General features: G+C 59.3%; 19 protein-coding genes, 1 tRNA gene and 1 pseudogene. 6 read left to right on the forward strand and 15 right to left on the reverse strand.

What is annotated here, in order from left to right; genetic code table 11:
• Window positions 1–12 precede the first annotated feature (12 nt).
• Window positions 13–1,491 (forward strand): amidophosphoribosyltransferase, encoded by a 1,479-nt coding sequence (gene purF / locus HK23_RS05300; RefSeq protein ID WP_063906889.1) that lies wholly within the window; start codon window positions 13–15, stop codon window positions 1,489–1,491.
• A gap of 97 nt (window positions 1,492–1,588) precedes the next feature.
• Here purF and HK23_RS05305 read toward each other — a convergent pair whose 3' ends face one another.
• The 3 genes from HK23_RS05305 to HK23_RS05315 are packed head-to-tail and all read right to left on the reverse strand — an operon-like array spanning window position 1,589 to window position 5,481.
• Window positions 1,589–2,296 (reverse strand): PqiC family protein, encoded by a 708-nt coding sequence (locus HK23_RS05305; protein ID WP_086653172.1) that lies wholly within the window; start codon window positions 2,294–2,296, stop codon window positions 1,589–1,591.
• A gap of 3 nt (window positions 2,297–2,299) precedes the next feature.
• Entirely contained in the window at window positions 2,300–4,003 is a 1,704-nt protein-coding gene (locus HK23_RS05310) for a PqiB family protein (RefSeq protein ID WP_179193807.1), read from the reverse strand.
• Entirely contained in the window at window positions 4,000–5,481 is a 1,482-nt protein-coding gene (locus HK23_RS05315; protein ID WP_063906890.1) for a paraquat-inducible protein A, read from the reverse strand. Before HK23_RS05315 ends, HK23_RS05310 begins: the two co-directional genes overlap by 4 nt.
• A gap of 171 nt (window positions 5,482–5,652) precedes the next feature.
• On the opposite strand from HK23_RS05315, the gene HK23_RS05320 reads away from it, so the two are divergent.
• Together HK23_RS05320 and HK23_RS05325 are read left to right on the forward strand one after the other, a co-directional pair.
• A tRNA-Thr gene (locus HK23_RS05320) sits at window positions 5,653–5,728 on the forward strand.
• 26 nt (window positions 5,729–5,754) lie between these two features.
• Window positions 5,755–6,056: pseudogene (locus HK23_RS05325) on the forward strand (transposase); the annotation flags it as partial.
• Window positions 6,057–6,978: 922 nt separating this feature from the next.
• Here HK23_RS05325 and HK23_RS05335 read toward each other — a convergent pair.
• The 11 genes from HK23_RS05335 to HK23_RS05385 form a co-directional block, all read right to left on the reverse strand.
• The gene (locus HK23_RS05335) at window positions 6,979–8,658 is read right to left on the reverse strand and encodes an ArnT family glycosyltransferase (RefSeq protein ID WP_086653174.1); all 1,680 of its coding nucleotides are present in this window, start codon (window positions 8,656–8,658) and stop codon (window positions 6,979–6,981) included.
• Entirely contained in the window at window positions 8,652–9,407 is a 756-nt protein-coding gene (locus HK23_RS05340) for a glycosyltransferase (protein ID WP_086653175.1), read from the reverse strand. The genes HK23_RS05335 and HK23_RS05340 overlap by 7 nt, the downstream gene beginning before the upstream one ends.
• Before the next feature lie 25 nt (window positions 9,408–9,432).
• On the reverse strand, window positions 9,433–9,927 hold the full coding sequence (gene atpF / locus HK23_RS05345) for a F0F1 ATP synthase subunit B (RefSeq protein WP_179193812.1): 495 nt from the start codon (window positions 9,925–9,927) through the stop codon (window positions 9,433–9,435).
• A 33-nt stretch (window positions 9,928–9,960) separates the two neighbouring features.
• Window positions 9,961–10,542, reverse strand: a complete 582-nt coding sequence (locus HK23_RS05350) for a F0F1 ATP synthase subunit B family protein (RefSeq protein WP_082881580.1) — start codon at window positions 10,540–10,542, stop codon at window positions 9,961–9,963.
• Between the two features lie 47 nt (window positions 10,543–10,589).
• Window positions 10,590–10,814: an ATP synthase subunit C family protein gene (locus tag HK23_RS05355; RefSeq protein ID WP_003624142.1), complete on the reverse strand. Its 225-nt coding sequence runs from the start codon at window positions 10,812–10,814 to the stop codon at window positions 10,590–10,592.
• A gap of 53 nt (window positions 10,815–10,867) precedes the next feature.
• A complete protein-coding gene (locus tag HK23_RS05360) occupies window positions 10,868–11,617 on the reverse strand; it encodes a F0F1 ATP synthase subunit A (protein ID WP_061502640.1) in 750 nt (249 codons plus the stop codon).
• A gap of 58 nt (window positions 11,618–11,675) precedes the next feature.
• Window positions 11,676–11,975: an AtpZ/AtpI family protein gene (locus tag HK23_RS05365; RefSeq protein ID WP_086653177.1), complete on the reverse strand. Its 300-nt coding sequence runs from the start codon at window positions 11,973–11,975 to the stop codon at window positions 11,676–11,678.
• Window positions 11,976–12,109: 134 nt separating this feature from the next.
• Window positions 12,110–13,054: a signal recognition particle-docking protein FtsY gene (gene ftsY, locus HK23_RS05370; protein ID WP_086653178.1), complete on the reverse strand. Its 945-nt coding sequence runs from the start codon at window positions 13,052–13,054 to the stop codon at window positions 12,110–12,112.
• 1 nt (window position 13,055) lies between these two features.
• Window positions 13,056–14,300, reverse strand: coding sequence for a tRNA (N(6)-L-threonylcarbamoyladenosine(37)-C(2))-methylthiotransferase MtaB (gene mtaB, locus HK23_RS05375; RefSeq protein WP_086653179.1), 1,245 nt, complete (start codon window positions 14,298–14,300; stop codon window positions 13,056–13,058).
• A complete protein-coding gene (gene dapF, locus HK23_RS05380; RefSeq protein WP_086653180.1) occupies window positions 14,297–15,109 on the reverse strand; it encodes a diaminopimelate epimerase in 813 nt (270 codons plus the stop codon). Before dapF ends, mtaB begins: the two co-directional genes overlap by 4 nt.
• A 58-nt stretch (window positions 15,110–15,167) precedes the next feature.
• Window positions 15,168–15,569: a VOC family protein gene (locus HK23_RS05385; RefSeq protein ID WP_086653239.1), complete on the reverse strand. Its 402-nt coding sequence runs from the start codon at window positions 15,567–15,569 to the stop codon at window positions 15,168–15,170.
• Window positions 15,570–15,733: 164 nt separating this feature from the next.
• Here HK23_RS05385 and HK23_RS05390 point away from each other — a divergent pair, with 164 nt between their 5' ends.
• Window positions 15,734–17,689: a hypothetical protein gene (locus tag HK23_RS05390; protein WP_063906895.1), complete on the forward strand. Its 1,956-nt coding sequence runs from the start codon at window positions 15,734–15,736 to the stop codon at window positions 17,687–17,689.
• Between the two features lie 115 nt (window positions 17,690–17,804).
• On the forward strand, window positions 17,805–19,565 hold the full coding sequence (locus HK23_RS05395) for a DEAD/DEAH box helicase (RefSeq protein ID WP_086653181.1): 1,761 nt from the start codon (window positions 17,805–17,807) through the stop codon (window positions 19,563–19,565).
• Between the two features lie 71 nt (window positions 19,566–19,636).
• Here HK23_RS05395 and HK23_RS05400 read toward each other — a convergent pair whose 3' ends face one another.
• A complete protein-coding gene (locus HK23_RS05400) occupies window positions 19,637–20,311 on the reverse strand; it encodes a hypothetical protein (protein ID WP_086653182.1) in 675 nt (224 codons plus the stop codon).
• A 181-nt stretch (window positions 20,312–20,492) separates the two neighbouring features.
• On the opposite strand from HK23_RS05400, the gene HK23_RS05405 reads away from it, so the two are divergent.
• On the forward strand, window positions 20,493–22,025 hold the full coding sequence (locus HK23_RS05405; RefSeq protein WP_373270309.1) for a S10 family peptidase: 1,533 nt from the start codon (window positions 20,493–20,495) through the stop codon (window positions 22,023–22,025).
• The last annotated feature ends 81 nt before the right edge of the window (window positions 22,026–22,106 follow it).

Genomic DNA, 22,106 nt, shown 5'->3' on the forward strand with positions numbered 1-22,106 from the left:
CCCTGCGCACCGATGCTCTCCCACCCGACCCTTCCTGAAGCACCTGCGGGTGCCTCCTGCCATGACGACGACCATCCGCATGAAGAATGCGCCGTCTTTGGTATCTGGAACGCCAAAGATGCTGCCGCCCTGACAGCCCTTGGCCTGCACGCCCTCCAACACCGGGGGCAGGAAGCCGCCGGCATTGTCTCCAACGATGGCCGCTTTCATTCCCACCGTGGACTGGGACTGGTCGGCGATGTGTTCAATGACCCACGCGTCATGGCGACCCTCAAAGGGGACCGCGCCATTGGCCATAACCGTTACGCCACCACCGGGGCGACGCTGCTGCGCAACGTGCAGCCGCTGTTTGCCGAATTCGCTTTTGGCGGTCTGGCCGTGGCCCATAACGGTAACCTGACCAACTCTGATTCCCTGCGTCAGGAACTTATCCGCCGTGGCTGTCTCTTCCAGTCCACCATGGACACGGAAGTTTTTGTCCATCTGATTGCCATCTCCCTCTACGCCACGGTGGAAGATCGCCTGATTGACGCGCTCAAACGCGTAACGGGTGCCTATTCTCTCGTCGTGCTCTCTCAGGATGCCCTGATGGGCGTGCGTGACCCGATGGGTGTGCGTCCTCTGGTGCTGGGCCGCCTGCCGGGTGAAGACGGCAAGGAAGGCAGCTGGGTGCTGGCGTCTGAAACCTGCGGTCTCGACATCATTGGTGCCGAATTCGTGCGCGATGTGGAACCGGGCGAGCTGGTGATTATCGACGATAACGGCATCCGCTCCCTGCGCCCCTTTGGCGATACCAAGCCGCATTTCTGCGTGTTTGAATATATCTACTTCGCCCGTCCGGACTCCGTGCTGGAAGGCCTGCCCGTTTATGCCGTGCGCAAGCAGATTGGTAAGGAACTGGCACAGGAAAGCGGCGTAGATGCCGATGTGGTGGTGCCAGTGCCGGATTCCGGCGTGCCGTCTGCCATGGGCTATGCGGAAGCCAGTGGCATTCCGTTCGAGCTGGGCATTATCCGCAACCATTATGTGGGCCGCACCTTCATTGAACCCACGGACCAGATCCGTAATCTGGGCGTGAAGATGAAGCACTCCACCAACCGCCCGGCGCTGGATGGCAAGCGGGTTATTCTGGTGGACGACTCCATTGTGCGCGGCACAACCTCCCGCAAGATTGTGGACATGGTGCGCGCGGCAGGGGCCAAGGAAGTGCATATGCGCATCTCCTCCCCGCCCACCAAGCACTCCTGCTTCTATGGCATCGACACTCCTGAGCGCAGCCACTTGCTGGCCGCCCAGCATGATCTTGCCACGATGGCGGAACTGATTGGTGTGGACAGTCTGGCCTTTATCTCGCTGGACGGTCTCTACCGCGCCATGGGTCATGAAAGCCGTGGTGCCTACCGTGAGCGTTATTGCGACGCCTGCTTTACCGGGGATTACCCCATTCCGCTGATCGACCATGATCGGGAATTCGGCCCCGATTCAGCCTGAGGCTGAGCCGAGACCAAAAAAGGCGGCCCGGAATGGGGCCGCCTTTTTTATTGTCTGAACTCTGAGAGAGCGGACACGACCGGGGAAACCCCGGATTTTATTTCCGATGATGAGCAGTTGACCCGGAAGCCCCGGTATCCGTCGTCTGGCTTTCAGGCACCGGCGGCATCATCCGCAGTTGTGCCGCTGCCTGATCGGCAAGCTGACCAAGGAGCTGGCTGAGCACCTGCACCATTGCCATGGTGCCGGAAGAGACCGCCGGTGCCTGCACCAGCACACGCTGCATATAGAACTGCCCACTGGTATCCGGTGCGCCAGCCTGCGCACCCTTGACGGACAACGCGGCCTCAATCTGCACCGCACCGGAGGGGCCGGTGGAGAAGCGCGTCACAGAAAGTTCGACGTAAGCCTGTGGCTCGGTGGAAACGGCATCATTTTCTGCAAACACGCTGGTGCCCGGCAGACGCTGGGCCAGATCCCCTGCCAGTGTGCGGCTGATCTGCCCGGCCAGCGAGTCCCCCCACGCGTCATTCGGGGAAACCGTCAGTTTGTAGCCGGTATCTGCCGTCACAATGCGATCACGGTCCAGCCCGGAAGCAATGGTAGGCTGACGCACCTCCACAAAGCGCGGACCACCCGGCGCAGGCTGCCCCGGCACAACGGAAAGCGTGTAAAGCGTCGGCCCTGCCCCGCTGGAGCAGGCCGTGAGCGTCGTTGCCATCACACCCAGTCCGGCAGCCCCCAGCAACAGGCTACGACGAGGGAGAGAAGCCTGAAGGCGGCGTGAGGAAGAAGAGAGCGTCATGCTTTACCGTCCCGATATCAGCGCAGTGGGGTGGTTGGTCAGGAACTCGGACAGGAACCGCAGAGACCGCGCTGCCTGCCCAAGCTGGATCACCATGGCCTGAAGATTACGGTGGAAATCACTGTTTCCGCCATAGCCTGCCAGCAGGTGGTTGGCGTTCTGCAGGGTCTGATCAAGCTGGTTGGTCATTTCCGGCAGACGCTGCATCAGCGGCCCCATCCCACTCCGCAACTGCGTGCTCATGGCCTGAAGGTTCTTGAGAGACTCTTTCAGGCTGGAAAGAGACTGCTTCACTTCCGGGCTGGTCAGCGTCTTGTCTGCATTGGCCAGCAGGTTGTTGGCATTCACCCCAATCTGTTCAAACGGCATATCGGCCAGACGAGACGCCACGGTGGAGAGAGAGTCCATAATCCCGCTCATGCCACCGGCCTGACTGGGGATAACCAGCGTCGGCCCTTCCATGGTGGTGGTGGCTGGCGGCGGGTTTTTCACAAAGTTCAGCGAGATCATGGTCTCGCCCGTCAGCAGGCTTGCGCTGTCGGTGGAGGCCCGCAGGCCGTTGGCCACCAGCGTCTTGAACATGTCTGTCAGAGCGCCATGACGAATTTCGTCGGCAGCCAGCACGCGTTCCGGCTGGATCTGCATGCCAATACGGACACGCGGATGACCAGCCTTCTGGTCCAGATCCAGCTTCACGCTGGTCACGCTGCCAATCTGAATGCCGAACATGGTGACCTGACTGCCCGGGGCCAGCCCCTTGACGGAGGAGGTCACGTAAGTCGCCAGCGGCACGCGCTCATGATAGCCCGCACTCTCGGCATCGGCCTGACTGTCATAGAGTTTGAAGACGGTATCCGCCGGGGCTTCATCATGCGGCGTTCTGTCCTTATCCCGCGGCAGGCCAAAGGCCACACCACCGGAGAACAATGCCTGCAGAGACTGCATCTGCACCTTCAGACCACCAGCCCCAAAGCCGACCTGCACGCCAGACACGTTCCAGAACCGGGTATCCGGATACAGATAGTGGTCATACGGCTCACGCACAAAAAGCTGGATCAGGATCGGCCCGCGGCCGCCCGGCGGCATGGTGTAGCCCAGCACTTCCCCCACATCCACATCGCGGAAGAAAACGGGGGCGCCCTGCCCGATGGAACCGATGGTGGGCGTAATGAGCGTATAGGTCCGCCCCGGCTGGTCAGACCGCACCCCCGGAGGAGCTTCCAGACCACGGAACTCCGTCTTGCGCTGGGCTGTGGTCGGGTCGCTCCCTTCCAGACCGGGGTCAAACGCAATGTATGCGCCGGACATCAGGGTTTCGAGCCCGGTGATGCTGGCGCCGTTGATGCGCGGACGCACCACCCAGAAGCGCGCCTTGTCCGTCAGCATGGGGCCGGACCCGGCATTCATGCGGATACGCACGTTCACATGCCGCAGGTCATCCGTCAGAGAGATGCCTTCCACCGTGCCCAGCACCACGGCCTTGTTCTTCACCTGCGTCTGGCCACTTGTCAGACCATCGGCTGTGTCAAACACAACGGTGATTTCCGGCCCGTTATTGGCAAAGCTTTTCCAGATCAGAAAGCCCGCAATCAGCACTGAGAGGACGGGAATAATCCAGATGATGGAAAACCGGATACGACGCACGACAGCATCTGGCATTGTGCTGTCATTCTCGTCGGGTGACTGATAATGATTCTGTCCGTTCACGCCCTGTCCGGCTCCATGTTATCCTGATACGCACTGGCCTGCACGGCTGTGTGACCACGCCGCCGGCCTTTGCCTGAGGTGCGGGCATAAGCCGCATCACCATTTTTACCTGCGGCATCCCACATCAGACGCGGGTCAAATGTGTGGACCGCAAAAATTGTCAGCACCACAACAGCGGCAAAGCAGACCATACCACCGTTGGCTGTAATACTTGCCATATGGTTAAAACGTACCATTGCGACAAGAATAGAGACCATAAATACGTCAATCATCGACCAGCGGCCAATAATATCAATAATACGATACACTTTGGACCTGAATGGCAGATGCCTGTGCGACTTCCGCCGCGTAGCCTCTACCATATAAGACAGGCCGATGACTTTAAGCACGGGCACCGTCACACTGGCAAAGATGACAAGCAGGGAAAGCGGGATCATCCCGTCCACCCACAGCTCTATCGCGCCTTCCACAATGGTGTGGCCAGTCCCGGCCCCCATGCGGATCACGGTCATGACCGGATAAATATTGGCCGGCAGATAAAAAACAATGGCCGAAACAAGCAGCGCCACGGTACGGCTCATGCTGTTGGCCTTGCGATGCCGCACGACATGCCCACAGCGGGGACAATAGCCGGAAGGCTCCGTGGGATGCACCGGGTGGTCAAACTCCAGCACCAGCCCGCAGGAAAGGCAGGAGACGCGGTTGGCAGACGGCAGCAGCAGGTCATCCTCGCCTACGGCCACAAAGGTGAGCGGCAGGCGCGGGCCACGCATGGGGCGCATGAAGGCATCAATCTTCCGGTGCCGCCAGATAATTTCCGTATCCAGCGTGGCGTCCGTGGCTGCCATGGAGACCATCAGGCCAGCCACCAGATAAACGGCAGCCCCAACCTCCACAAACGCCAGATCCACCAGCTTGGTGTAGGCCACAAACACGCCCAGAATATACACTTCCACCATGGACCATGGGCGGAGCGCCTCATACCACTTCATCAAATGCGGCACCCAGGCGGGCAAACTGGGCCGGAGGGCGGCGGTCAAAATCATGCCCATCATGGCAATGACGATACCGGGGGCCAGAATGGTGGCAATGGCCACCAGCACGCCCACCTCGCCCCAGCCTTCATGCAAAAGTTCAATCGGGCCGGTGAGGATATCCACCGTGCGCTGCCGCCCATAGAGATCGAGCATCATGAGGGTGGAAAACAGCATGGCCACATACAGGGCCGCCGAGGTAATGCAGAAGGCCAGTGGTGTTGCAATCGGCGCAGTCTTGTTCCGCCGGTCCAGCGACTGGTTACAGCGCGGACAACGCGCCTGCGTCCCGGGCTTCAGCTCAGGAAGTTTCTGGACAAGCCCGCAACACGGACACTCCATAACACCTTCAAGAACCTGAACGTGCCGGGTGTTATCCACCGATGTATCCTGAACAGGCATCACGGCTTCACGCATCAGGGCGGTAAATTGCGACACGCTCATAAGGGTGACCTTAGAACGAAAAAAACCGGAGCGTAATAGTCATGTCACAAGATTGCAGCCATGCGGGGGCATCACAGGCCATACGGGATGCAAAATATCTTCTGATTTCCGCATCTTCCCCCGTTGCGTTTCCTGAAGTGCTATGATACTCAGCCTCTCGAAAGTGAGTATGCCCGCTTAGCTCAGTTGGTAGAGCACGTCATTCGTAATGATGGGGCCGGTGGTTCGAATCCTCCAGCGGGCACCACTTTTTTCCCATAAAGCCACAGTTGACCACGTGTTGATGATCGCCGCGCGCTAAGTGGCGTCATTTTCGTCAATCGGACGGCCTGCGCTGGCGTGATGCGCCCCGAGAATACGGCCCACACAAGACACCCTACAACCGCTGGAAGCGCCGGAGTACTGTGGGGATTTTTATCCACATGATCGAGGGACTCGCTGCCAGAAAGGCAGAGCCTCAGACGATCATGATTGGGAGACTCAAGGACGGGAGGCGCGTCACAACACGCTATGATAGATGCCCTACCATCTTCTTTTCCGCCATCTGTCTCGCAGCAACCGTCATATTCTGGCTATGCGTCCTGAACCCAGGTATTCCTGAATTGCCCCATGCCTGGTGTAGAAACTGCATTTTTCGGTTTTTATTTAATTAAACTCAGATGAAATAATTTTCCCAGATAGCCAAACATTATTAAAATAGCGCCCGAAGCAAACAATATAAGTTCCGTTTTTTTCAATTTCCAGAATACAAACACTTGAGGCGCGTCAATTTTAAATTGCTCATAAAATGGCTCAAAATTTTCAACATGTAAATTGATGTAGTTCATAGTTAATCTAATCAATACTCTTATATATCTATTATATAAAAATATTAAAAAACCAAGCAACATTAATAAAAACCCAAACAATTCTACTTTTGTTCCATTAAACATTTTTCACCATACAATTAGAGGCTATTATACTCGCAACCGCTTTAGCACCCCAACAGAGCTAGACCAAGGCAGTTCCAAGAACGAATCCCGGCTGCTCCGTCCGCACAAAGCCCGATTGTTGGCCACCACCAGACCAACATACGGGCCCGCTCTGGGCGCAGGACGCATTCTTTTAGGTAGAAGATGAAGCTTGCTGCGATGTCGATTAGGGACATGACAGTATGAGCGCAGTGGTCGTATCGTGTTGCCACCCGTCGCCAGTTTTGAATTTTGCGATCATGTTTTCAATCAGGTGACGCTCTTTATACAGATGCCAGTCATAAGGCAGCTTTGATTGCCGGTTTTTCTTTGGCGAGATACAGGCGGTGATATTGAGTTCTGCCAGAAGCACGTCAACGCTTCTGAAGTCACTCATCTGGCCGGCAGTCAGATGAAGACGGACAGGACGTCCTTGCCCATCACACACAACAGGCAGTTTTGAGTTTAGACCACCTTTTGTGCGTCCAATATTTGGGGAAAAGCCCTTTTTGAGGAGAGACGCATTCCAGCAGAAATACGCAAAGACTTACGGTTTTAACCCATACAGGCTGATGGTCAGATGGTGGCCGTTGGAATAGTTCACCCCGGTCACAGAGCCATAAGTGCGGACACGGCTGCGGGCCGGGCCGAGTGTGGCGAGGAATGCTTCGCTTTTCTGCACATCAACCAGTGCTACGGCACAGGCCTCATTCCTCAGCATCCGTCGCGCGGCGTCCTCTGGCCCTTCCAGATGCACTTTACCGCCCATCAGGAACACAAGGCTCGGCTCGGAAAATGAGACGGACGAGACCTCTGTCTGTGCACAGGGCTGATGCGCCGCGACCAGTGCGGTCAGGCGCGGAGCCAGCCAGATGCTTTGCAGGCGCGGCACAACCACCAGAAACAGCCCGGTATAGAGCAGCATGGCACAGGCTGCACTGGTCAGCACGGCCTTACGCAGCTCTGACCGGCAGATAAAGACCACAGACAGACCGATGAGCGGCAGGCTCCCCCCCGCCAGAATCAGCGCTGCAGGAGAAACCACATGCTCCAACTTCCACAGCAGCACGGGACCAGCAAGCGCCAGAGCAACGCCGGCAATGGTCCATAGAACGCCATAAACGCCCAAGACCAGACGCGCCCAGACCGCACGCGGCCAGCCTGCCCAGACCGGAGCGCCCTGCGCGAGCATACCCGCCGTCAGAATGGCAATGGCAGGATAGGTGGGCAGCACATAATGCGGGAGCTTGGTCGCGATGGCTTCAAACACCACCCAATGCGGGATGATCCAGCACAGCAGATATTTAACCGGTAGCGTCTTGCGGCTTTTCCAGACAGCGGGCAGAGCCGCTGCCGCAAAAAACGAGCCGGGCCAGAATGCAATTAGGAAAACCAGCAGATGATAACCCGGCGGCAAGCCATGCGCTTGCTGGCCAGAAGCCACCTTACCCAGAAAATTGGTGCCCACAGCACGGCGGAAAAACTCGCCATGACTAACCACGCCAATCGCGATGCACCAAGGTAGCAAAATGGCCAGAGAGACCAGCCAGCCCCATGCGGGCCGTAGCCTGCGCCACAGGCTGAAATTCCGTTCCACAGCCGCCAGACAGAGCGGCGTGGCCAGAGACGGAATGAGGATCACCGGCCCCTTTAACATCAGGCCGCAGCCAATCGCGCCCCAATAGAGTAGTGCTGTGCTTAAGGGCGTGGGGCGTTCGGCCTCCCTGTCACACAGCGCGCGCAACAGGCCAGCCTGCGCCAGCAGAACACTGAGCAGAAGGGTGGAATCGATGGTACCCATCCGGTTCTCTGCCGTCACCAGCACAGAAACCATCAACAGCAGCCCCGCCCCCAGTCCGGCCGTGGCGCCAAACAGCGTGGACCCCATCCAGGCCGTCAACACCACAGCGGCGGTCATGGCCAGCAGAGAGGGGAGACGATAGGCCCAGACGGCCCGGCTTTTCAGCGTGCCCGTGGCCGCAACAGAGGCCGCTTCCAGCCAGTAAATTCCGGCGGGTTGCAGATAGCGGGGTTTGTCCTGAAAGCGGACATCCACGAAGTTGCCGCTCTCCAGCATTTGCGCCGTCGCTTCCATATAGCGCGGCTCATCACGGTCGAACGGCGGGGTGGACGCCCGCCCCGGCAAAAACAGGAAAAATGCGAGTAAACCGAGCAAAGCCAGCGCACGCCCGGACAGGCGTTGCTGGCCCCAGCGTGGATTTAGCATTCGCGGACCGAGCGCGGCAGGCGGGTACGGTTCCGCAGCCAGATCACACCCAGCAGATCGCGAATGCCAACCAGAGCGCGGTTGAAATTGGTATATTTGGACTGCCCATGCAGGCGCGGGCGATGTTTGACCGGGTGGCACAGCAGCGGCACGCCGTAAGACGCAAACAACGCAGGCAGGAAGCGATGCAGGCCTTCAAACTGAGGCAGCTTTAAAAACGCATCGCGCTGGAAGAGTTTGATTGGCGCACCCGTGTCCGGGCATTCATCCCGCAACAGGCGGCGGCGCAGACCATTGGCAAACCGGGTTGCAAACCGGCGGGACCAACCATCTTTCCGCTTTTTCCGCACACCCACGACAAGCGGCGGGATGCCGTTGGCGGAACGGGCCAGCCGCAGCAGGTCGATCAGTTCACGCGGGTCGTCCTGACCATCACCATCAATGGTGGCAATCCACTCACCACGGGCAGCAGTAATGCCTGTGCGCAGGGCAGCGGACTTTCCGCAACAATGGTCATGGGAGAGAACGCGGAGGCCGGGAAGGACATCGGCCCGCATTTTCTGGAGGACGGCTACGGTATCATCCCGGCTGCCATCATCCACAAAAACAACTTCAGTTTCTGGCAGATGCTTGAGGGCTTCGGCCAGTTCCTGACAGACAAACGGGAGGTTATCCCGCTCATCCAGAACGGCAATCACAATGCTCAGAACCGGAGCGTCACCACTCCGGGAGGAAGAGAGCGCGTTCAAGCCAGATCAATCAGCAAACGCGCGCTCAGGCTGCGTGACGCGCAAGAGCGGTCGGCAGGTTTGCAATGGCCTGATCAACCAGAGCTTCTGCCTTCTGCTGGTCCAGAGACTGACCCAGCACACCCCGTGCGGCTTCAACAGCCACATCAACAGCGGCCTGACGCACTTCCTTGATTGCTGCGCGTTCTACGGCAGCAATCCGGTCCCGTGCCATCTGCTCATGACGCTGCACGGCAGCTTCTGCTTCTGCGCGAGCTTTTTCAGCCAGTTCCGCAGCATGCTGCAGAGACTGCTCAACCATAGTTTTGGCTTCAACCAGAGCCTGCTCACGCTCACGCGTGGCATCTTCCAGCATCTGCTCGGCTTCCCGACGGAGCTGGGCTGATTCGTCCAGTTCCTGCCGGATGCGGGCTGCACGGCTATCCAGGATAGTCGCGATAGGAGCCCAGACCTTGCGGCCAAAGAAGATGAAAAACAGAACGAAGGAAACAGCGACCCAGAAACCTGCTTCGTGAAAAATGCCAGACATGACTATAAGTTCTCCCGGAGCCGGTCAGATATTCTGGTGCGCGATCGCGCCGTCAACCTTCTGCGCCACAAGCTGGGCGTCGGGTGCGACACCTGTCAGGCGGGAAACGAGCGCCTGCGTGGTATCAGCAGCAATTTCTTTGAGCGTACCGAAAGCCTGAGCTTTTTCGGCAGCAATACGTTTTTCAGCGTCAGCAATTTCAGCTGAAAGACGGGCATTGATTTCTGCCAGCTTCTGATCTGCAGCCTGCTGTTCAGCGTCCAGCGTTTTCTGCAGATTGGCCTGAGCTTCAGCCATGGCATCTTTACGCGCCTGCTGGAGTTCCGCCACCGCTTTGTCTGCATCCTGTTTTGCAGAGCGCGCAACATCAAGGTCACCCGAGATACGCTTACTCCGGTCTTCCAGAACGCGGCCAACGCGCGGCAGCATTACCTGGCTCAGCACCAGGTAAAAGCCCAGGAAGATCACAGCACCCCAGATTACCTGACCGGTAACCAGGGGGTTGTGAAAATCAAGCTGAGGCATCCCTGCGGCGTATGCACCAGGTGCAGCCATTACCAGAAGAGACACGCCGGATACCGTAGCGAGTAAACCGGCACGGACAATCTTCATCATGACACCCACAGGAAGGCCTCCCTTTTCCTACCGTTTTATCAGACGAACAGGATCAGGAACGCGATGAGAAGCGCGAACAGCGCGATAGCTTCTGTCAGCGCGAAGCCCAGCATGCCCAGACCGAACACGTGCGGACGAGATGCGGGGTTGCGAGCAATGCTGCTCACCAGCGTTGAAAAGATGTTGCCGAGGCCGATACCAACGCCGGCGAGGGCGATTACGGCGATACCTGCACCGATTTCCCGGGCTGCAGCGATGTCCATATCAGTCACTTCCTTGTTAAAAAGTACAGTTCAAACGAAACGGGCAAAGCAGCTCAGTGAGCCACGGCCTCCCGCAGGTAGATGCACGTCAGAATGGCAAACACATAGGCCTGCAGCACACCAACAAGCAACTCAAGAGCCACCAGCGCCATGTTAATGGCAATAGGCCCTATCGCAAACACATCACCCACCACACCAAAACCGGCGAGCATGATGACGAAGCTTGCGAAAATATCGAACATGACGTGTCCGGCGACCATGTTTGCAAACAGTCGGATGGACAGGCTCACGGGGCGAGAGAGAAAGGACAGGATCTCAATCGGGATCAGCAGCGGCGCGAGGAACATGCTGGCACCAGCCGGCATGAAGTGCGCAAAGAAGCGGAACCCCTGCACCTTGAGCGACACGATCACCGTCAGCAGGAACACCATCACGGCAAGGCCGAGGGTCACTGCAATGTGGCTGGTGAAGGTGAAGGAGAAAGGCAGCAGGCCGATATAGTTCCCGGCCAGAATGAAGAAGAACAGCGTGAAGATGAACGGGAAGAACGCCGTGCCTTCCGGCCCGATGGTGTCCACCGCCATGCTGTGAATGAATTCGTAGCACACCTCGGCAGCAGCCTGGAAACGACCAGGCACCACAGCAGCAGGGCGCATACCGAAATACAGGAACGCAAGAACCAGGCACGCAGCCAGGATCATGTAGAGAGGTGACTGACTGAAGCGCAGCGCCTCACCAAGCCCGCCAAGAACGGGATGAAGCTCGAACTGACCAAGTACGTCGATACTGGAACCGCCCGCCAAAACCGTTCTCCTACTCCACTGTGCCCGGACTATCCTGCCGGGCCTTCAGCTTTCCAACTCACTGTTCCGGTGGCTTTACCAGCCGCCAGACATTCAGCACTCCTGCACTTCCGCCCATCAGCGCGAAGATAATCAGGAAAACAGCGCGGGTATGGAACCAACGGTCCAGCCCCCACCCTACAGCAACCCCAACCACCAGTGCGGAAATCATTTCCGTCCCGGCTCTGAGCGCCAGTGCCGGTAAGGACTGTTCATCCTTCTCAGACTTACTGGCTTTTTCATCCTCTTCTACCCGACCGGAGCGGCGTTCTGCCTCTCTCAATCGCTTAGCAAAAGACTCGTCGCTGTCTTCACCCATACTTCGCACTCCCAGAAGGGTGCAGGCGCTTGCTAACGGCGCTGCCATATCCTGTCAAGGAAGCATCCGTAGCACTGAGCGGAAAATCCGTCACGCATGCAAAAAAAGCGCACCAACGGACTATTCCGCCTGCGTCAGGATGCGGTTTCTGCCTCCGCTTCCGGCGTGCCGACCAGCCCCTTCGCAAAGTCCTGTGCCGAGAAGGGTCGCAGGTCTTCCACCTGCTCGCCCACGCCTACGGCATGCACCGGCAGACCGAAGCTATCTGCCAGCGCCACCACAATGCCGCCACGGGCCGAGCCATCCAGTTTGGTCACCACAAGGCCCGTCACGTTCACCAGCTCACGGAACACGCGCACCTGCTCCATGGCGTTCTGCCCGGTGGTGGCATCCAGCACCAGCAGGACGGAATGGGGAGCCGTCTCATCAAATTTCCGCATGACGCGAATAATTTTGGCCAGCTCTTCCATCAGCGCGCTTTTGTTGTGCAGACGGCCCGCCGTATCCACAAACAGCAGGTCCGCATCCTGCGCCTTGGCGCGCTTCAGGCCTTCAAACGCCAGACCAGCAGCATCCGCATTAGGAGCACCGGCAATCACCTGACAGCCAGTGCGCTCACCCCACACCTGCAACTGCTCCACAGCGGCGGCGCGGAAGGTATCGCCTGCCACCATCATCACTTTCTTGCCCTGATCGGTGAAAGAGCGGGCCATTTTACCAATGGTCGTTGTCTTGCCCACGCCATTCACGCCCACCACCAGCACCACATGCGGCTTGTGTGCCGGGTCCGGCTCGAACGGGATAGCGACCGGTTCCAGCACGCTGGCAATTTCATCCGCCAGTGCGGTGCGGATTTCCTCATCCGTGACTTCTGTGCCGAAACGGGTGCTGCGGAACGAGTCGATAATGCGCTCCGCCACAGCAGGGCCGAGGTCTGCCGTAATCAGCAGGTCTTCCAGCTCTTCAAGCGCCTCATCATCCAGCTTACGCTTAGTGAAGACGGATGTGAGACCACCGCCCAGCTTCTGCGTTGAGCGGGAGAGGCCCTTCTTGAGCCGTGAAAAAAAACCTAGCGCCATCTCAAACCCTTTCCGCCAGCAGACCCGCGGCATCCGCCGCAACAGCCCGCAGGCTGATAATCTCGCCCGTTTCCGCCTCACCCTCCGCAAGACGGACGGGGGCAAACTGTTCACTATGCCCGGATGTGGGCGTTTCCATCAGCACGCGCAAAGTCTGCCCAAGCAGACTCTGGTAATACCGCTCAGCCGAGGCCGCTCCCACCTCCCGCAGGCGGGCAGCGCGCGCCTTGCGCTCCGGCACCGGCACGGCACGCATCCGCGCTGCCGGGGTGCCCGGACGCTCGCTGTAGGGGAAGACATGCAGATACGGCACGCCCTGCGCCTCCAGAAAAGCGCGTGTTTCTTCAAACAGCGCCTCATCTTCCGTCGGGAATCCGGCAATTACGTCCGCACCGATGCCGATATCGGGACGCAGCTTGCGGGCACGTTCAATCACCCGCGCAGCGTCTTCCGCCAGATGGCGGCGCTTCATGCGCTTGAGGATAAGGTCAGACCCGGCCTGAAGCGAGAGATGGAGATACGGCATGAAGCGCGGCTCATGCTCCAGCAGTCGCCAGATATCCTCGTCAATTTCCACGGGATCGACCGAGGACAGACGCAGACGCTCAAGCTGCGGCACCAGCCCCAGCACCCGGCGGCACAACTGCCCAAGCGAGGGCGTGCCCGGCAGGTCCCCGCCCCACGACGTCATGTCCACGCCGGTCAGCACCACTTCCCGGTAGCCCGATTCGACCAGAGCGCGTACCTGCTCCACCACCACGCCAACCGGGGCGGAACGGGACGGCCCGCGCCCGAATGGAATGATGCAGAAGGTGCAGCGATGGTCACACCCCTGCTGCACCTGCACAAAGGCACGCGTCCGGCCTGCAAACTCCGTCACCAGATGCGCGGCGGTTTCCTTGGCAGCCATAATGTCCGAGACGGCAAGCGGCTCGTTCATGGCAGCGGGAGCCCAGCTTTCTGCTTTCAGCTTTTCTTCATTCCCCAGCACGCGCGTCACACCCGGCAGGGTGGCCCAGCGGTCCGGGTCGATCTGCGCGGCACAGCCGGTCACCACAATGCGGGCCTCCGGGTTGTCCCGATGCGCACGGCGGATGGCCTGGCGGGCCTGCCGCTCAGCCTCACCCGTCACGGCACAGGTGTTGACGATAATCACGTCTTCCAGCGACGCTGCATGCTCGCGCATGACTTCGCTTTCCCACGTATTCAGCCGGCAGCCGAATGTCAGAATTTCCGGACGGGTCATGAGGCGTAGGTGGCCAGATCCACCATTCCGTCAAACGCTGTTGCAGCTGGGCCCGTCATCAGCACATGGCCGTTTTCAGCCCACTCAATCTGCAAAATACCGCCATCCAGCTCCACGGCGCAGCGGCGTTCCACCAGCCCGCGGCGCACGGCATTGACCACCGCCGCACACGCGCCGGACCCGCAAGCTTCCGTCACCCCTGCCCCGCGTTCATGCACTTTCAGGCGCATGTGCTCCGGGCTGTCTATGCGGGCAAAACCAATATTGGCGCGATCAGGGAAGAGCGGGTCATGCTCCAGCGCACTGCCATGGCTGAGCATCGAAAAATCTTTCACAAAAAAAGTTGCGTGTGGGTTCCCCATAGAGGCCGCAGCCGGGTCGCCCTCCAGAGGCAGATGGAGTGTGTCCATCTCGGTTGCCAGAGGCACAGCCTGCCAGTCCAGCTTTGGGGTGCCCATATCGACCGTCACCAGCCCGTTTTGTTCAATCCGGGCCGGCAGGGTTCCGGCCCGTGTTTGCAGCACGGGGGTGCGGTTGCCGGTCTGGCGAAACACCAGATCCGCTACACAGCGGGACGCATTGCCGCAGGCACCTGCCTCTGACCCATCCGGGTTGAAAAAGCGCACAAACACATGCGCCCCCTCCGCACAGGCCGGACGGAGCGTTACCAGCTGGTCAAAGCCAATCCCTCTGCGGCGGTCAGCAAGGGCTGCAATCCGCGCGGGGGTGAGGGACAGATGGCCGGCACGCTCGTCGAGAATGACAAAGTCATTCCCAAGCCCGTGCATCTTGGAGAAAGAGGTCTGCATACCGCGCCTTATAAGGCAGATCAGCCCCTAATGCCATTGCGGAACAGGGCTGTGAGACTCAGAGAAAACGCCCCGGCTCACCGCGGCCCAGCACTTCAATTTTATACCCGTCCGGATCGGTCAGGAAAAAGAAGGTGCCGATAATCCGGTTATCGGTTTCCAGAGTTTTGATGGGCGTGGGCGAGAAACCTGCCGCATCCAGACGCGCATGCTCGGAGGCCAGATCCTCAACAGAAACAGCCAGATGCCCGTAGCCATCCCCCAGCGCATAAGGCTCGGTACGGCCATGATTGATGGTCAGCTCCAGCTCAAACGTCTGCTCGTCATTGGCCAGATAAATCAGCGTGAAGCTGTCAAACACCAGCCGGTCAACCGGCTTGAGGCCAAATGCGGTCTCGTAAAATGCCAGCGAACGCTCTTCATCAAGAACACGCAGCATGGAATGGATCATTTTCGCCACAAGACAGTCCCCCTCTGACATTGGCTTCGTCAAAATTTGCAGTGCTCATAACGCGGAAGCCGGTCTTGCTGAAATTATTTTTTAAAAAAATAGTCTTTACGCACGGCTCGGCAAAATGGTTTCAAACAATAAATGAACCTGCTCCGGGGATAATATTTAAAGAAATGACCACCTTTTCTCTTCTGCCTGCGCCAGCATCACGCCAGATGCGGACATGGCTTTGTGTTGGCACTATTCTGGCGACAGGGCTGCTCAGCACGCAGCTTTCCGGCACGGCCTACGCAGCGGAAGATGAAACGGCCTCTCTGGAAGCGCTGGAACACCAGATGGCGCAAATTCAGGAGCAGCAGAAAGCCCTCCAGAAAGCACTGGTGGGCATGCAAAAGCAGATTGCCGCGCACCGGGCTGCGCTGACGCATGGCGGAAGCGGTGGCTCCGCCACACAATCCGCCGTTGGCGGGAGCAGCCACCATACGCTGACAACAGCGCGGAACACGACCACGGGCAGCGGCACGAGCCATAAAGGCTGGTCCCCGGAGACGGGGTCTGAAGATGTGGGCATTGAATCGGCCGACACGACCTCAACGGCTATGAACACCGCGCATCATACCGGACGCCACGCCACGGGGCCGGATGCGCAACCTGTGTTCTCCGGTCAGGATGACCACCCGGATGTGGAAGCCGTGATTGGCCACCGTGCGGAAGACATGATTTCCCGCATTGCCGAAAACAGCGTTGGCCCGCATGCGCGTGAAACAGCGGGCGCACAGGCCGCCGGTGCGCTGGGTGACCACGGTGTATTCCATATGGGGCCGGTCACCCTCATTCTGGGTGGCTTTCTGGATGCGTCCGCCGTGGTGGAAAACCGCCACGTGCCCTCCGGCACCTTCAACTACTGGCAGGCGATGCCGTATCCCAACGAGTCCCGCTACCACACCAACAATTTTGAAGGCAGCGCGCGCTACAGTCGTATCTCGCTCATGGCCCGTGGCAATGTGGATACGCACTCTACCATTTCCGGCTTTTTTGAAATGGACTTCGGGGCTGGTGCGGCCACGACCGACGCCTATGAAAGCAACAGCTACGCCTTCCGCATGCGGCAGGCCTATCTGGCGTATGATAACAGTGACCTGAACTTCCACTTCCTCGCCGGTCAGGCGTGGAGCATGCTCACGCCGGGCCGTATCGGTATTATTCCGCGTCAGGAAAGTTTGCCGGAAACTGTCGAGTCTTCCATGCTGGCGGGCCAGACATGGGCGCGGCAGTTGCAGTTCCGGTTTGTGAAGGATTTCCTCCAGCACCGCCTGTGGCTGGGCCTGTCCATCGAAAACTCTGCCACGTTGTATGATACCACCGGCTTTACCAATTCCGATGGCACCGTCACGCTGCCCAACGGCAAGACCGCGACCGTCAGCAGTAACGGCACGGGCCTGACCAATGATGCCCCCTTCTCCAACGAGATTGCGCCGGATGTGATCGGCAAGGTCGCGTGGGACCCGCACTGGGGCCATTACGAAGCCGTGGGCATCCTGCATTTCCCGCATGACCGCGTAGCCTCCCTCGGGCAGGGCCATAACAATACTGCCATTGCTGGCGGCGGCGGTGGGTCCATGGTGCTGCCGGTTCTGCCGCATAAGGTGGAAGTGCGTCTGGCCGGACTGGCCGGGGTTGGCATAGGCCGCTACGGCTCTGTGCTGCTGCCTGACGCCACGCTGAAAGCCGATGGTGACGTTGCCCCCATCCCCTCCATTCAGGCCACGGGCGGCGTGATTGCCCACCCCACGCCGCGTGTGGATGTGTATGGCTTCTTTGGGTATCAGGAAGCCGGACGCCGCTATTCCAATTATGGCGGTGGGGCGTATGGCTACGGAAACCCCAATTATTCCAACCTCGGGTGTGAGACCGAATTGTCCACTCTGGGCTGCACGGCCAACACCCGCAGCGTCATGGAAGCGACCGTCGGTGCATGGTATCGCTTCTTCAAAGGACATTACGGAACGGTGGAAGCCGGAGCCCAGCTTGCCTACTCCCGCAGGGACGCCTGGAAGGGTCAGGGCGGGGGGCCGGATACAAGTATGAGTCAGATATTTCTGGACTTCCGTTACCTGCCGTTCCAGTAACACACCACGCTTACCGATAAGCGCTTAGGGCAAAAGTTCTCCGGCCAGGCCTCTGGCCATTCATGCGGGGAACCTTTATCCCCCCATACATCTTGTTGCCTGGACCTAAAGTAGAATGCCTTTTCAGAATGCCCCCGCCTCTCTTGCGAGCGCTCTTGCCGCTCGCGGGTACGAATCCGCAACCCCAGTTCAGGCCGCCGTTCTGGCCCCTGACGCCGAAGGTCGGGACCTTCTTGTTTCAGCCCGCACCGGCTCCGGCAAAACCGTTGCCTTCGGTCTGGCTATGGCGAACACCCTGCTGGATGACAATGGCCGCTGCCCCCCGCCGGGCGCGCCGCTGGCTCTGGTGATTGCCCCCACGCGTGAACTCGCCCTGCAGGTGCGCAATGAGCTTGAATGGCTCTATGCCTCCAGCGGTGCCCGCATTGTCTCCTGCGTTGGTGGTATGGAACCCCGCGTGGAAGCCCGTGCCCTGAATGCTGGCTGCCACATTGTTGTCGGCACGCCGGGCCGCCTGTGTGACCATCTTTCCCGCGGGCAGCTCAAGCTGTCCAGCCTGCGCGCCGTGGTGCTGGATGAAGCGGATGAAATGCTTGATCTCGGCTTCCGCGATGAGCTGGAAACCCTGCTGAAAGCCGCACCGCCGGAACGCCGCACCCTGCTGTTCTCCGCCACCATTGCGCGGGACATTGCCAATCTGGCCCGCCGTTATCAGACGGACGCCCTGCGCATTGATACGCAGAGCGGCAGCGCACCGCACACGGACATTACCTACCGCGCCGTGCTGACGGACCAGTCCGACATGGCGAACACCATCGTCAACGTGCTGCGCCAGATGGAGTCTCCCACCGCCATTGTGTTCTGCCACACGCGTGAAGCGGTGCGGCAGTTGCAGGGCATCCTGACGCAGCGCGGCTTCTCCTCCGTCGCCATCTCTGGTGACCTCGGGCAGAACGAACGCAGCCGCGCCATTGAAAGCCTGCGTCATGGTCAGGCCCGCGTTTGCGTGGCAACCGACGTGGCCGCCCGTGGCATTGATATCCCCGACCTCGGTCTGGTGATTCATGCAAGCCTGCCCTCCAACCCTGCCACCCTGCTGCACCGTTCAGGCCGCACCGGGCGCGCCGGGCGCAAAGGCACCTGTGTGCTGCTGGTTCCGCCCTCACGCAGAAGGCTGGCTGAACGCCTGCTGGAAGGCGCGAAGGTTACGGCAGAATGGGGTGGCGCACCGACGCCGGAAGATATTGCCAAGGCTGACGCCGAGCGCCTTCTGTCTGCCCCGCAGCTCTCCATTGCCGTGCCGGAATCCGGTGGCATGCATGAGCTGATCACCAAGCTGACGGAAGCTCACTCTGCCGATCAGCTTGCTGCGGCTCTGATTGCCATGTGGCGCGCCAACCTGCCGGAACCCACCAGCGTGCGCGTTATTTCTCCGGGCTCTGTCAAAAAAGCCCCGCGTGAACGCACCCGCCGGGATGACGAAGAGGGTGACCACCGTGGCCCGCGTGAGCCGGGTTCATGGTTCCGCCTGTCTGTTGGCCGTGAAGACCGCGCAGACCCGAAATGGCTGGTGCCGATGCTCTGCCGTCTGGGCGGCATCCGCAAGCAGGATATCGGGGCGATCCGCATTCAGCCGGACCACACGCTGGTTGAAATTGCACAGGATAAAGCCGAGCGCTTCCAGTCCTGCGCTGCTGGCGCCGATGCTGATGAAATTACGGTAGAGCCCTCCGCTCCGCCGCGTGGTGGTGCTGGCCGTGACGGTGGCCGTCCGCCGCGTGGTGCCGGTGGCCCGGGTGGTCGCCCGCCTCGCAAGGGTGGCGGCGGTGGCTTTAGCAAAAGCGGCCCGTCCAGCCGGAAACGCAAAGCCTTCTGATCTTTGATCGGATGCAAAAAAGGCCCCTCCCGAAAGGAAGGGGCCTTTTTCTTGCCTAAACGCTCAGCGCCTTAGAGCTGAGGCACCGTCGTGGCATCTTTCCAGTCGGACTTGATGCGGTCTTTCTGGCTCTTCCAGGCATTTTTCGCATTCTGCCCGGTGCTGTTCCATTTGTTCTGCGCGTTCTTGCCGGCGTTGGTCACGCTGTCACGCTGCGCTTCCCACTTCTTACGGGTCTCATCGCTCGCGTTGTTCCATTTGTCCTTCGCGTTCTGTTCCGCGTTGGTCACCTTGTCACGCTGCGCTTCCCACTTTTTGCGGGTTTCCTCGTTCGCGTTGTTCCACTTATCCTTCGCGTTCTGTTCCGCGTTGGTCACCTTGTCCCGCTGAGCTTCCCACTTTTTGCGGGTTTCCTCGTTCGTGTTGTTCCACTTATCCTTCGCGTTCTGCTCTGCGTTGGTCACCTTATCGCGCTGCGCTTCCCACTTCTGGCGGGTGGCATCACTCGCATTATTCCAACGCGCCTTCGCCTGATCCTGTGCGGACTGACGGGCATTTTTCAGGTTGGATGAAAATTGGTTGGTATCAGTCTTGACGGCATTCCGCGTATTCTCCACTCCCTGCTGCACCTGCTGCTGGGCGCAAGAGGTCAGGGAGAGGCAAGGATCGGCGTAGGCGGCTGTGGCTGAAACCAGAGCCGTTGCAAGCGGCAACCCCATAATGGCGATTTTCCGAATGAACTGCATAAATATTCCTTCCATAGTTCCTGAGCACGCTCAGGAAGACAGGCATGGTTTAGACAGGAAATTTTGTCAAAAAATGGCCCATTCCGCCGTAGCAGGGCAGAGTTGCTCTCATGCCTTCATATTTTTTTCTGTGTTTGGAGAATAAACCCTGATGATAAAGCCTTCTTTACTCTGCAAACACATGCGCAGACCGCAAAAACGGGTCGGACTTGCTTTGGCCACGGCGCTCTGCGTGTCTGCCGCCCCGGTATACGCCGCCCCAGCCACGCCACCCGCCGCCCCCCATGCTGACGCCCCCAAAGCGGCCCCAAAGGAGTTTACCGGAGCCGCGGCTCTGCTGCCGGATGACGCCATAACCCACCACACGGATACATTTGCAGGTCACAAGATCAGCTACACGGCCCACACCGGCACGCTTGTGCTGCGGGATGATGCTGGAAAACCCACAGCCCGCATTTTTTACGTGGCCTATACGCAGGATGGCGCGGACCCGGCGAAGAGGCCGGTGTCCTTCTTCTTCAATGGTGGGCCCGGCGGCGCGACAGCTTACCTGCATCTGGGTGCTGCTGGCCCCACGGCGCTAACCTTCCCGGCAGGCAACCCGACCGATGGGGCCAATGCCCGTCTGGGGCTCAACCCGGATAGCTGGCTCCCAGACACCGACATGGTGTTTATTGACGCGCCCGGCACCGGCTGGTCCACACCCACCGACCCCAAAACAGCCGACAAAACCTTTTATGGCGTCAAACAGGATGCCAAAGCCTTTGCCAAGACCATTCAGCTCTGGGCCAACACCAATGGCCGCCTGACTTCTCCGCGTTATCTGGTCGGGGAAAGCTACGGCGGTATTCGCTCCATTGAGGTCGCAGAAGCCCTGGCACAGCAGCAGAATCTGATGGTGAACGGCATCATCATGATCTCTCCGGCTCTGGACATGGGACTTCTGGATACCAGCAACAGCATTCTGGCCTCAGCCCTCACGTTGCCGTCCTTTGAAGCCGCCAAACTCGCCATGCAGCACAAGCTAACGCCGGAGACGGCAGCGCATCAGCTGGATGAAGCCTATCACTACGCCCTCGGCCCGTACCTCTCCACTCTGGCCAACACCCCGCCAACGGGCGACGCCGCGCGTGATTTTTATGAAGAGGTCGCCAACCACACCGGCCTGCCGCAGGATGTCATTGCCAAGGAACGCGGCCAGCCGCAGCCCATGGCGCATGATGTCCGCAGCCGCGACGGACGCCTTTACACCCTGTATGACGCGACCGTCTCCATTGCAGACCCCTTCCCAGAAGGTGTGGATAATGGTGACAGCCCGGACCCGACCCTTTCCGGTTTTGGCCGGGCCTATGGCAGCGCGTTTGAGCAGTATGCCAGCAAGACGCTCAACTATCGGACGGATCTGTCTTACGAACTGCTAAGCATGAAGGTAAATGCCGCATGGGACTTCCGGGGCGATGGCGAGCCCATGGCACACCAGATTCCCGTTCTGCGCCGCCTGCTGGCCTTAAACCCGACTCTGCGGATCTTTATTGCCAACGGCTATTATGATCTGGCCTGCCCGTTTGCCAGTGCCCGCTGGGTGACGGAACATATCCCCGTAGGCCGTAACCGCATTGGCCTGCACACCTACCCCGGCGGCCACATGCTCTATACCCGCCCGGACAGCCGTGCCGCTCTTGCGCGGGATGTGAAAGCGTTTCTCGCTCCCTAGAGTAAGCTGACAACTCTTTACGGAACCTCCTGAAACAAAAAATTCCCCCTTACACCTCTCCGTGCAAGGGGGAATTTTCAG

This window comes from Acetobacter malorum (assembly GCF_002153605.1).
GTDB classification, from domain to species: Bacteria; Pseudomonadota; Alphaproteobacteria; order Acetobacterales; family Acetobacteraceae; genus Acetobacter; species Acetobacter malorum_A.